Annotated in this window: 9 protein-coding genes and 1 pseudogene; 2 read left to right on the forward strand and 8 right to left on the reverse strand. The window is 72.6% G+C overall.

Features of this window, described 5'->3' with window-relative positions:
* Positions 1-14: 14 nt before the first annotated feature.
* From ABZX90_RS02995 to ABZX90_RS03015, 5 genes are all read right to left on the reverse strand, one after another.
* Complete coding sequence (locus ABZX90_RS02995; protein ID WP_351119453.1) at positions 15-1307, reverse strand: RNA polymerase sigma factor; 1293 nt, start codon at positions 1305-1307, stop codon at positions 15-17.
* Between the two features lie 246 nt (positions 1308-1553).
* A complete protein-coding gene (gene dnaG, locus ABZX90_RS03000) occupies positions 1554-3458 on the reverse strand; it encodes a DNA primase (RefSeq protein WP_351119455.1) in 1905 nt (634 codons plus the stop codon).
* A gap of 124 nt (positions 3459-3582) precedes the next feature.
* Positions 3583-4848, reverse strand: coding sequence for an FAD-dependent oxidoreductase (locus tag ABZX90_RS03005; RefSeq protein ID WP_351119456.1), 1266 nt, complete (start codon positions 4846-4848; stop codon positions 3583-3585).
* 93 nt (positions 4849-4941) lie between these two features.
* On the reverse strand, positions 4942-6387 hold the full coding sequence (locus ABZX90_RS03010) for a deoxyguanosinetriphosphate triphosphohydrolase (protein WP_355201088.1): 1446 nt from the start codon (positions 6385-6387) through the stop codon (positions 4942-4944).
* Positions 6388-6469: 82 nt separating this feature from the next.
* A complete protein-coding gene (locus tag ABZX90_RS03015; RefSeq protein WP_351119458.1) occupies positions 6470-7390 on the reverse strand; it encodes a sirohydrochlorin chelatase in 921 nt (306 codons plus the stop codon).
* 397 nt (positions 7391-7787) lie between these two features.
* On the opposite strand from ABZX90_RS03015, the gene ABZX90_RS03020 reads away from it, so the two are divergent.
* Both ABZX90_RS03020 and ABZX90_RS03025 read left to right on the forward strand, forming a co-directional pair.
* Positions 7788-8462: an ElyC/SanA/YdcF family protein gene (locus ABZX90_RS03020; RefSeq protein WP_355201305.1), complete on the forward strand. Its 675-nt coding sequence runs from the start codon at positions 7788-7790 to the stop codon at positions 8460-8462.
* A gap of 218 nt (positions 8463-8680) precedes the next feature.
* Positions 8681-10921 (forward strand): molybdopterin oxidoreductase family protein, encoded by a 2241-nt coding sequence (locus ABZX90_RS03025; protein ID WP_355201090.1) that lies wholly within the window; start codon positions 8681-8683, stop codon positions 10919-10921.
* A 150-nt stretch (positions 10922-11071) separates the two neighbouring features.
* On the opposite strand, the gene ABZX90_RS03030 is transcribed toward ABZX90_RS03025, so the two are convergent.
* From ABZX90_RS03030 to cutA, 3 genes and pseudogenes are all read right to left on the reverse strand, one after another.
* Positions 11072-11260 (reverse strand): twin-arginine translocation signal domain-containing protein, encoded by a 189-nt coding sequence (locus ABZX90_RS03030; protein WP_351119461.1) that lies wholly within the window; start codon positions 11258-11260, stop codon positions 11072-11074.
* A 266-nt stretch (positions 11261-11526) separates the two neighbouring features.
* Positions 11527-11937, reverse strand: a pseudogene (locus ABZX90_RS03035) (gamma-glutamylcyclotransferase family protein); the annotation flags it as partial.
* 14 nt (positions 11938-11951) lie between these two features.
* Complete coding sequence (gene cutA / locus ABZX90_RS03040) at positions 11952-12278, reverse strand: divalent-cation tolerance protein CutA (RefSeq protein ID WP_351119462.1); 327 nt, start codon at positions 12276-12278, stop codon at positions 11952-11954.
* Between the last annotated feature and the right edge of the window lie 4 nt (positions 12279-12282).

Genomic DNA, 12282 nt, shown 5'->3' on the forward strand with positions numbered 1-12282 from the left:
GAGCCCCCTCGGTCTCAGTCCAGATAGCCCCGCAACTGGTCCGCGAAGGCGTGGTCCCGCAGCTTGTTCAGGGTCTTGGACTCGATCTGGCGGATGCGCTCGCGCGTGACGCCGAAGATGCGGCCGATCTCCTCCAGGGTGCGCGGACGCCCGTCCGCCAGCCCGTACCGGAGCTGGACGACCTTGCGCTCCCGCTCGCCGAGCGTGGACAGCACCGCCTCCAGATGCTGCCTGAGCAGCAGGAACGCCGCGGACTCCACCGGGGACGTCGCGTCACCGTCCTCGATGAGGTCGCCGAGGGCCACGTCGTCCTCCTCTCCCACGGGGGCGTGGAGGGACACCGGCTCCTGTGCCAGCCGCAGGACTTCGCTCACCCGCTCGCTGGGCAGGTCGAGGTGCGCGGCGACCTCTTCGGGGCTGGGCTCGTAGCCGCGCTCCTGGAGCATCCGCCGCTGTACGCGGACCACCCGGTTGATCAGCTCGACCACGTGCACCGGGACGCGAATGGTCCGTGCCTGGTCGGCGAGCGCGCGCGACATGGCCTGCCGGATCCACCAGGTGGCGTAGGTGGAGAACTTGTAGCCGCGGGCGTAGTCGAACTTCTCGACGGCCCTGATCAGGCCGAGGTTGCCCTCCTGGACCAGGTCGAGCATGGTCAGGCCGCGGCCCACATAGCGCTTGGCCACGGAGACGACGAGTCGCAGGTTCGCCTCGATGAGCCGGCGCTTGGCCATCCGGCCCATGACGACGATCTTGTCCAGGTCCAGGGCGAGCCGGTCGTCCAGGTCGGGGGCGAGCCGGAGCTTCTCCTCGGCGAAGAGCCCGGCCTCGACGCGGCGGGCGAGATCGACCTCCTCGGCCGCGGTGAGCAGCGGAATCCGGCCGATCTCGCGCAGATACTGGCGGAACAGGTCGGACGAGGGGCCACCGGTGTCGGCTGCGCGGCTTCGGGGCGGTGCGACGGGTTCGGGGGCCTCGGCCTCGGTCTCCACTTCCACCTCTGCCCCGGGAGCCTCGGGCGGACCTTCCGGCTCGGCCTCGGGGTGGTGCGCGGCGCGGCGCTGCGGGGGGACCGCCGCGACGACGTCGGTATCCGCGTCCGTGTCGATGGTGTTGTCGGTCTGGGCGAGGGTCTGGGTCTGCACGGGGGCGACCTCCAGGAATGTCGCTGCTGAGGCGTGCGGCAGCGGTACGTCGGGGATGGGGTCGACGGCCTCGCCGCTGTCCATCCCGTAGTCGTTTAGCGGAACCGCGGGGATCGGGAACCCGTCGCGTGCGGGTCGGCCGCGCTCCGAGGACTCAGGCACCGGAACCCAGTGTGGAGTACGACACATCGCTGCCACGAGGGGCGTGCGGTGACTTTTTGCGTCCGGTCCGTGACCGCGTGGTTACTGTCTTGTACGAGTGCGCAGCTCAGCGAAGACGAAACCAGGGGAAGCGCGCCCGGTATTGGCATGTGCGCAGAGCCCTGCCGACCGCTCCGACCGCCCGCGCTGTCCCAGCGGTCACGCCGGTTCGCCCACGGAACAGCCCCGGAACGCCGCCGTCCGGCCTCAGAGGGCTTCGGCGCCCCGCTCGCGGAGTGCCTGGCCGTACTGCTGGAGGACCCACAACTCGTTCTGCACGGCGGCCAGCTGGGCCGGGTCGCCGCCCGCGCTGAGGCGGGACAGGGAGCCCTGGACGTCCCGGATGCGGCGGTCGACGGCGCGGCGGCGGACCGCGACGAGCTGGTCGCTCGCGTAGGTCTCGTCGACGGTCTTGCGCATGATCGCCTCGACGGCCAGCTCGGTGACCATCGCGCGCACCACGTCGTCCGGGGCGGCGTCGCGGACCCGGATCAGATACTCCTGGGGGTCCTGGACGCCGTACTCGGCGCCGCCCGCGTCCATGACCGCCTGGCGCACGGCGGCGTAGGGCGCGGCGGTGAACTCGTCCATGCCGTACGCGTCGAACGCGGGGGCGACCAACTCCGGTCGCTGGAGGGCGAGTTTGAGCAGCTCGCGCTCGGTGGCGAAGACGGGGTTGCGCAGGGTGAGGGCCGGGCCGCCACCGGTGGGCGCCTGGGCGGCGGCGTAGGTCTGCTGGGCGCGGCCGCCGGCCGGCGCGGGTCCCATGCCGCCTCGGTCGCGGGCCCAACGGGCCAGCTGGGACACCCTCTTGACGACGAACTGGGTGTCGAGGATGCCGAGCATGCCGGCGAGCTGCACGGCAACCTCGTGCTGAGCGCCGCTGTTCTTGATGCGGGCGACGATCGGGGCGGCCTCGTCGAGGGCGGCCGCGCGCCCCGCCGGGGTCTCCAGGTCGTAGCGCAGGACGATCTGGCGCAGCGCGAACTCGAAGAGGGGGGTGCGGGGTTCGACCAGGTCGGCGACCGCCGCGTCGCCCTTGGCGAGGCGCAGCTCGCAGGGGTCCATGCCGTCGGGCGCGATGGCGATGTAGGTCTCGGCGGCGAACTTCTGGTCGTCCTCGAAGGCGCGCAGGGCGGCTTTCTGGCCGGCCGCGTCGCCGTCGAAGGTGAAGATCACCCGGGCCGAGCCGTTGTCCATCAGCAGCCGGCGGAGGATCTTGATGTGGTCGCCGCCGAACGCCGTGCCGCAGGTCGCGATGGCCGTGGTGATGCCGGCGAGGTGGCAGGCCATGACGTCGGTGTAACCCTCGACGACGACCGCCCGGCTGCTCTTGGCGATGTCCTTCTTGGCGAGGTCGATGCCGTACAGGACCTGGGACTTCCGGTAGATCGCGGTGTCGGGCGTGTTCAGGTACTTCGGGCCGTTGTCGGACTCGTACAGCTTGCGGGCGCCGAAGCCGACGACCTCGCCGCCGATGTCGCGGATCGGCCACATGAGCCGGCCGCGGAAGCGGTCGATGGGGCCGCGGCGGCCTTCCTGGGAGAGGCCGGAGAGGACCAGCTCCTTGTCGCTGAAGCCCTTGCCGCGCAGATGGCGGGTGAGGTGGTCCCAGCCCTGGGGGCTGTAGCCGACACCGAAGTGGGCGGCGGCGGCCTGGTCGAAGCCGCGCTCGGCGAGGAACGAGCGGCCCGTGTCGGCCTCGGGGCTGGTGTCGAGCTGCTCGATGTAGAACTTGGCGGCCGCGTTGTGCGCCTCGACCAGGCGGATGCGCTCGCCGCGCTGGTGGGCGGGGTTGTACCCGCCCTCCTCGTAACGCAGGGTGATGCCGGCCTGGGCGGCGAGGCGCTCGACCGACTCGGAGAAGGTGAGGTGGTCGACCTTCATCACGAACGTGATGGTGTCGCCGCCTTCCTGGCAGCCGAAGCAGTGGAAGAGTCCCTTGCTGGGGCTGACCTGGAAGGACGGTGACTTCTCGTCGTGGAAGGGGCAGAGACCCTTGAGGTTTCCGCCGCCCGCGTTGCGCAGCTGGAGGTACTCGGACACCACGGCGTCGATCGGGACCGCGTCCCGAACAGCCTTCACGTCCTCGTCATTGATCCTGCCTGCCACGTGGTGATTCTACGGGGCCGCACCGACACTCCTGGGGCAGGTGAACGACCCGCGGCCGGGGTCCGGGGCGGCGCCCCGGGAATCCCGGCGCGGAAACGGTGTGGGAGCCGGGCGGCGCCGTCGGTCAGGGGGCCAGGCTCTCCAGCGGAACGTGCGGGTCGGCGAGCGCGTCGGTGTCCACCCGGGCCCGGGAGCGGATCAGCTGCTGGATCGGCTCCGTGACGTCCCACACATTCACGTTCATCCCGGCCAGCAGCCTTCCCTCCTTCACCCAGAAGGCGATGAACTCCCGCTTGCCCGCGTCGCCGCGGATCACCACCTGGTCGTACGACCCCGGGGGCGCCCAGCCCGAGTACTCCAGCCCGACGTCGTACTGGTCGGAGAAGAAGTAGGGCACGCGGTCGTACGTCGTCCCGCGGCCCAGCATCGAGCGGGCGGCGGCCGGTCCGCCGTTGAGGGCGTTGGCCCAGTGCTCGACGCGCAGCCGGGTGCCGAAGAGGCCGTGGTGGAAGGAGGCGACATCACCGGCGGCGTACACGTCGGGGTCGGAGGTGCGCAGCCGGTCGTCGACGGCGATGCCGCCGCCGTGCGCGCGTTCGGCCATCTCCAGGCCCGCGGCCTCGGCGAGGCCGGTGCGCGGGGCGGCGCCGATGGCCGCGAGGACGTCGTGGGCGGGGTGCTCCTCGCCGTCGTCGGTGCGGGCGGCCAGCACCATGCCGTCCTGGCCGACGATCTCGGTGAGCCGGGCACCGAAGTGGAAGCGGACGCCGTGCTCGCGGTGCAGCTCGGCGAAGAGCTGGCCCAGCTCGGGGCCGAGCACGCTGTGCAGCGGGGTCGGCCCGGGTTCGACGACGGTGACCTCCGCGCCGTACTCGCGGGCCGCGGCGGCGACCTCCAGGCCGATCCAGCCGGCGCCGGCGATGACGATGTGTCCGTTGTCCCGGCCCAGCGCGGCGAGGACGCCCTTGAGCCGCTCGGCGTGGGCGAGGCGGCGCAGGTGGTGGACGCCGGCGAGGTCGGTGCCCGGGATGTCGAGGCGGCGCGGCTCGGCGCCGGTCACGATGAGCAGTTTGTCGTAGTGGACGAGGGTGCCGTCGTCGCCGAAGCGCACGGTCTTGGCCGTACGGTCGATCGCGTCGACGGTCTGGCCGAGGTGCAGCTCGATGTCGTTACGCGCGTACCAGGCGGGTTCGTGCACGAAGACGCTGTCGCGCTCCTCCTTGCCGAGGAGGTAGCCCTTGGACAGCGGCGGGCGTTCGTAGGGGTGGTCGCGCTCGTCGCAGATCAGTATCACGCGGCCGGTGAAGCCCTCCGCTCGGAGCGTCTCGGCCGCCTTGGCGCCTGCCAGGCCTCCTCCGACGATGACGAATGTCTGATCCGCGTCGACCACTTGATGCCTCCTCGTAAGGATGTCGCCATATGCGAGCGTCCCGCACGGAGCGTGATGCGGGAAGGGGGAGTGGCCCGATCAGGCCACGCAGGGTCACACTCCTCCGCCCCCATGGGAACGCGTGGTGAGCCTGAGGTGCAGGGAACGCGCCGAGGCATCCGTGAGGGATGCGATCTGGTCGACGATCACCCGCTTGCGCGCGCGGTCGTCGGTCGCGTGGTCGAACAGCGCCCGGAACTGCGGATCGAGTACCTCGGGGGCGCGGGCGGTGAGCGCCTCGGCGAGCTCGGCGACGACGATCCGCTGGTCGGCGCGGAGTCGCTCCTGCTCGGCGCGCTGCATCACGTACCGGTCGGCGACCGCCTTGAGGACGGCGCACTCGTGCCGGGCGTCCGACGGGACGACCAGCTCCGCCGCGTACCGGGTGAGCCGACCGCTGCCGTAGCTCGCACGGGTGGCACCCTCCGCGGCCAGGCAGAAGCGGCCGATGAGCTGGCTGGTGGCGTCCTTCAGGCGGGCCTGCGTGACGGCCGATCCGTCGTACCCGTGCGGCCACCACTCCTGGTCGAGGAGCCGGTCGAGGGCCTCGGACAGCTCGGCCGGATCGGTGTCCTCGGGCACGTACCGCCCGAGGGCGACGGCGAAGATCTCCTGGCGTTCCGGTGCGGCGTACAGGCTGCCGGGGTCGATGTGTCCGGCGTGCAGGCCGTCCTCGAAGTCGTGCACCGAGTACGCCACGTCGTCGGCCCAGTCCATGACCTGGGCCTCGAAGCACGTACGGGTGCCGGGGGCGCCCTTGCGGATCCAGTCGAAGACCGGCCGGTCGTCCTCGTAGACCCCGAATTTCGGCGACTTCGGGTCGGTGGGACGGGCGCCTCTCGGCCAGGGGTACTTGGTGGCGGCGTCGAGGGCGGCGCGGGTGAGGTTGAGGCCGACGCTGACGAGGTCGTCACCCGCCGAGGCGGAGGCCGACGTCACCATGTCGCTGCGCACGAAGCGCTTGGGCTCGATCCGGGTGAGCAGGCGCAGCGACTGGGCGTTGCCCTCGAATCCGCCGCAGTCCTCCGCGAATTCGTTGAGCGCCTGTTCGCCGTTGTGCCCGAAGGGCGGGTGGCCCAGGTCGTGCGAGAGACAGGCCGCCTCGACCAGGTCCGGGTCGCAGCCGAGGGCGGCGCCCAGCTCGCGGCCCACCTGGGCGCACTCCAGGGAGTGGGTCAGCCGGGTGCGCGGACTGGCGTCCCACACCTGGATGGGCGCCCCGCCCGATCCGGCGAAGCCGAGCACCTGGGGAAGGGTGCCGGGGGTGACCACCTGGGTCTTGCCCGCGAGGCGGCGCAGGGCGGCGGAGTGCAGCACGCGCGCGCGGTCGCGCTGGAAGGCGGTGCGGCCGGGGCGTTTGTCGGGTTCGACGGCCCAGCGCTCGACGGCCGACACGTCGTACTCGTGGTGAGCCGTGTGGTTCTCGTATGTCTGTGGTGTCTGTGGTGTCTGTGGTGTCTGCGGTGCGGTGTCCTGGGTGTTCGGTGCCATGCCTTCCATGCACCGACAGTAGACGCAGGCAATGACAATCGGGACACGGTCGCCGAGGGCACCGTGCCGGGCGAGGGGGGAACCGTCGGGTTCAGGCCGGGACCAGAGTGCGCTCCGGGGCGGGTTCGGGGGCCGCGATTGCCTGGTCGTAGCGGTGCAGGACCAGGCGGGCCATCGCCGGGTGATCGCCCAGCGGTTCGGCGCAGATCCAGGGGGCGGACTCGGCGGACTGTGTGGCGAAGCGGCCGGGAGCGGTGAAGTACGAGGCGACGGCGATCCGGTGGCGGCCCCGGGCGGCGAGGGCGCGCACGGCGGCGGGGACGGTGGGTGCGGCGGCGGAGGCGTACGCCGGGACGACCGGCACACCGAGGCGTTCGGCGAGCAGTTGTGCCGTACGGCGGGTGTCGGCGGCCGAGTCGGGGGCACGGGAGCCGGCGGACGCGAGGACGACGGCGCTCGCACGGCGGGCCGAGTCGTTCATCCTGGTCCGCCATCCAGCCTCGACGAGGCGCGCGTAGAGGGTTTCCACGAGCAGCGGGTGCGGGCCGAGCGGGGCGGCGACGCGGGTGCGCACGCCGGGGACGGCGGCCGCGGTCTCGGGGATGTCGCGCCGGACGTGGTAGCCGCGGCCGAGCAGCAGCGGTACGAGGACGGCGTTCTCCTGACCGGCCAGGGAGGCGAGCGTGTCCCGGAGCAGGGGCTCGTTCAGCTCGATGTGGCCGAGGCGCACGGACAGGTGCGGGCGCAGCTCGCGGACGCGTTCGATCAGGGTGCGCACGGTGGCGAGCGCGCGCGGGTCGCGGCTGCCGTGGGCGACCAGGACCAGCGCGGGCGGCGGCGGACGGCGGGTGCCGTCGAGCGAGACGAGGCTGAGCTGACTGCCGAGCTGGCTGGTGATCCGGTTCATGAGTTGCGCCGTACTGTCGAGGTGGCCTTCGAGGTGCGCGCCGCGCGGCGGCGGGCCGCCGGGGCGGTGGGAGGACTCGTCGCGAGCTGGGTTCGACGCCGTCATGAGGTGATCCTGGCGGTAGGAGATTGCCGGGCCGTTGCGCGGGTATGACGGGTGTTTTCCGGCGGTTCACCGCACGGCGGCGGCACGGTGTGAGCGGTTCCGACCTGCGGCTCTCTCCTGCCGGGTGCCCCGGGTCGAAGCACCCGGATGAACCGAACGGCCTTACGATGCGTCCTGATCTGGCGAAGGGGAACACGAAGTCCGGCGCGAGAACCGACGCGAGAACCGAACCGAAATCCGCTGCGGAGGCCGAACGGCACCCGGTGCGAGCGCCGACACGCGTACCGGGCCGCGCACCGCCGCGAGTGACAGCACCTGGGGGACATCGATCATGCCGCGCCCGAAGCGCCCGAGCTTCCGCAGCCCACGCCTGCCCCGCCCGCTGCCCCTGCTGCGGATGCTGCGGATGCTGCGGATGCCGCGTACGCGCAAAGGACAACGGCGGGCCGTTCAGACGCTGATGGCCGTGTGTGTGCTGGCGCTGCTCCCGGCGACGTGGATGTACGTGACGACGGGCGACCGGCTGCGGACGACGGCGGACGCACCGCGCACCGAGGTCGCGATCGTCTTCGGCGCCGGTCTGTGGAAAGGCGAGCCGTCCCCGTATCTCGCCCACCGCCTGGACGCGGCCGCGAAGCTGTACCGGGCCGGCCGGATCGACGTCGTCCTCGTCACCGGCGACAACAGCCGCGAGGACTACGACGAGCCCGACGCCATGCGCACCTACCTCACCTCGCGCGGGGTGCCCGGCCGGCGGATCGTCAGCGACTACGCCGGGTTCGACACCTGGGACTCCTGCGTCCGCGCCCGCAAGATCTTCGGTGTCCAAGAGGCCGTCCTGATCAGCCAGGACTTCCACATCCGCCGCGCTCTCGCCCTGTGCCGGGCGGCGGGCGTCCGCTCGTACGGCATCGGCGTCGACGCCAAGCACGACGCCACCTGGTACTACGGCGGCACCCGTGAGATCTTCGCGGCGGGCAAGGCCGCGCTGGACGCGGTGTTCGAACCGGATCCGCGTTTCCTGGGCCCGAAGGAGCACGGGGTGACCCGGGCGCTGGCGGCGGCTCGCTAGAGGAGCGGTACCGAGCGCTGTACTGAGCGCTGTACTGAGCGCGGGACGGACTGGCTTCCGGGCGCGGGCGGGCGTGAGACACGTGATCCGCCACGTCAGGGCGTCCGCGCCTCGTGGGGAGACCTCACCGCGGGTCCGCCCCGGCCGGGAGGTCTCCGCCCCGGCCACGTAACGCCTCCCTCCCCGGCGCGTAACACGCCCACCGCACGCTGGGCGTCATGAAGGCCTCCGTCACGCCCACCCACTGCCCGTACTGCGCCCTGCAGTGCGGGATGAACCTGACGCCCGCGCCCGGCGGAAGCGTCGTGGTGACCGAGCGCGCGGACTTCCCGGTGAACCGGGGCGCTCTGTGCGGCAAGGGGCGCACGGCGCCCGCGCTGCTGTCCTCCCGGGTCCGGCTCACCTCGCCGCTCGTCCGCACCGCGGGTGTCCTGGAGCCCGCCGGCTGGGACGAGGCGCTGACCCGGATCGCCGAGGGGCTGGACCGCACGCGCGGGGAGCACGGCCCGGACGCGATCGGGGTGTTCGGCGGCGGCGGACTGACGAACGAGAAGGCCTACTCCCTCGGGAAGTTCGCCCGCGTCGTCCTTCGCACCTCGCAGATCGACTACAACGGCCGTTTCTGCATGTCGTCCGCGGCGGCGGCCGGTGTCAGGGCCTTCGGTCTCGACCGGGGGCTGCCCTTTCCCCTGGAGGACATTCCGCGGACCGGCTGTGTGATCCTCGTCGGCTCCAACCTCGCCGAGACGATGCCGCCCGCGCTGCGCTTCATCACCGAGCTGAAGGAGAACGGCGGCACGCTCGTCGTCATCGACCCGCGCCGCACCCGCACGGCCGAGCAGGCGGACCTGCATCTGGCGCCGCGCCCGGGGACGGATCTGGCGCTCGCGCTGGGGATGCTCCATCTGGTGGTCGCCGAGGGACGGACGGACGAGGAGTACATCCGGGACCGTACGAGCGGCTGGGAACAGGCGCGGGCGGCGGCGATGGCGCACTGGCCGGAGTACGTGGAACGGATCACGGGGGTGTCCGTTCCACAACTCCGCGAAGCCGTGCGGATGTTCTGCGAGCCCGAGGACGCGATGGTGCTCACCGCGCGCGGGCCCGAGCAGCATGCCAAGGGCACCGACACCGTGGGCGCCTGGATCAACCTGTGTCTGGCCACCGGGCGTTCGGGCAGGCCGCGGTCCGGCTACGGCTGTCTCACCGGGCAGGGCAACGGGCAGGGCGGGCGCGAACACGGCCAGAAGGCTGACCAGTTGCCCGGCTATCGCAAGCTCACCGACCCGGCGGCGCGACGGCATGTGGCCGAGGTGTGGGGCATCGACCCCGACAGCCTGCCCGGTCCGGGGCGCAGTGCGTACGAACTCCTCGACGCGATGGGGACGGACATCCGCTCCCTGCTGCTGATGGGGTCGAACCCGGTGGTGTCCGCGCCCCATGCCGGGCACATCGAGGAACGCCTGAAGTCGCTGGACTTCCTCGCGGTCGCCGATGTCGTCCTCTCCGAGACCGCCGCTCTCGCGGACGTCGTGCTGCCGGTCACCCAGTGGGCCGAGGAGACGGGCACGACGACGAACCTGGAGGGCCGCGTGCTGCTGCGCCGGCGTGCCCTCACCCCGCCCGAGGGGGTCCGCAGCGACCTCGATGTCCTGCACGAACTCGCCGCCCTTCTCGGCGTGGAGAAGGGTTTTCCCACCGACCCGGAGGAGGTCTTCGAGGAACTGCGCCGGGCGAGCGCGGGCGGGCCGGCGGACTACTCGGGGATCACCTATCGCCGACTGGCGGAGGAGAACGGGGTGTTCTGGCCCTGCCCGGCCCCCGAGGCGCGGGGTGCGGGCGTGGGCCCGGAGGCGGGCGCCGAGGCGGGCACGAAGGCGGACCCTGCCCCCGGCACTGACCTGGCCCCGGGAGCGATCGGCCCCGAGGGCGTCTCTCCGGACGTCCTGCCGGACGACCCGGCGGGGGAGGGCACCACCGGCCACGCGCCGCACCCGGGCACGCCCCGCCTCTTCCTCGACCGGTTCGCCACCGAGGACGGCCGGGCCCGGTTCGTGCCCGTCTCGCACCGGCCCGTCGCGGAGGAGCCGGACGACGAGTACCCGGTGCTGCTGACCACCGGGCGGGTGGTCGCGCAGTACCAGTCGGGGGCACAGACCCGGCGCGTCGACGAGTTGAACGCCGCGGCGCCCGGCCCGTTCGTGGAGATGCACCCGCGGCTGGCCGAACGGCTCGGCGCGGCGGACGGGGACGCCGTGGCGCTGGTGTCGCGGCGCGGCCGGGCCGTCGCACCGGTCCGGATCACCACCGCCATCCGCCCCGACACCGTGTTCATGCCCTTCCACTGGCCGGGCGAGGGCCGCGCCAACACGCTGACCAACCCGGCCCTCGACCCGATCTCCCGGATGCCGGAGTTCAAGGCGTGCGCGGTACGAGTGGAGGCCGTCCGCGAGGGGTGAGGACGGGCGTGACGACGCGCTTGACGACGGGGTCCGGCTTCCGGGGGCGCGCGATCTCGGACGCGGCGCCTGACGCGGTGCCGGGTGTCATGCCGGGAGCGGCGCCGGACGCCGTGCCCGGATGTGTGGGCGCGCGTCGGTCCCCCACGGTCAGTCCCCTCTCTGGCCGTCCGACCCGGCCCGCTCAACGGACTTGGGGGCCTCCCCCGAGCGAGAACCGGTGGGCCTGCCCGGCTCGGGGTCGGCGGAGCAGGAGCTGAGCCCGATACCCAGGGCGGCGCCGACGGCCGCCCCGCTGAGCGCGAGAACACGTCGCCTGGTCAAGTCACGGTCGGTCATGGCCGGACCCTAGGGGCGAGGACGCTCCCGGCACCGGGGGCGCACGGGGCGGCCACCCGCACGGGTGCACCGGGCCGCGGTGGGCACGGCCTCGCACCGCCGCGCGGGCCCGTCCCCCGCCACCGGCGAGCCGATTGTCATCCTCCAGCGCCCTCGCAAGCGCCCCCCGGCCCATGGCCCCCCGCACCCCGACCGGCCCACGCCAGCACGCCCGCGCGAGCGCCCCTCAGCCGGGCCGGTGCGGCGGGGTGTCTCCCCCCGGCGCCGCGCCAGTCCCCGTCCTCGATCAGCTTGCCGTCGGCCCGCAGGCGCGCCGCGACCGCCGGTGCGGCGACGTACACCCAGGCTCGTACGACCGCGGCGTCGTCCGCTCGTACGACGTCGCGCGCGACCCGCTCGTAGAGGTTGCGCGGATCACCCGGCGCGTACTCCTCCAACGCGTCCAGCGCCGCGAGGAGTTCCTCGTACGCCTCGGGCAGCGCGGTCACGAGTTCGCCGCTCACCACGCCGCCGGGTTCTTCGACGGCGTACGGGTATCCGGGCCCCGCGTACAGCACGAGCCCCCGCATCCGCCCCGGCTCCTCGGACCGGGTCCGGCCGCGCAGGAACAGGTCGTGGTTGTGCTCGCCGGGGCGCAGGGTGCCGTAGACGAAGAAGGGCAGTCCCGCTTCTTTCAAGGGGTCCGGCGTGTTCAAGAGGACGTCTCCTCCTCCAGCCAGCGCAGATAGTCCGGGTTTCCCGCCACGATCGGGGTCGCGATGATCTCGGGTGTGTCGTAGTCGTGGGCGTCCAGCAGATACGCCTCCAGCGCCGGGTAGCGCGCCGCGGTCGTCTTGAACTGGATCTGCCACTCGGAGTCGGTCCGCACGGCGCCCTCCCAGCGGTAGACGGAGGTGACAGGACCCGAGATCTGCGCACAGGCCGCGACCCGCGCGGCCACCGCGCCTCGGGCCAGCTCCGCGGCCTTCTCGGCGGCATCCGTCGTGGTCAGGACGGCCAGGCAGGCCGGCGATTCCATGCTG

Source organism: Streptomyces sp. NPDC002935 (assembly GCF_040611295.1).
Classification (GTDB): domain Bacteria; phylum Actinomycetota; class Actinomycetes; order Streptomycetales; family Streptomycetaceae; genus Streptomyces.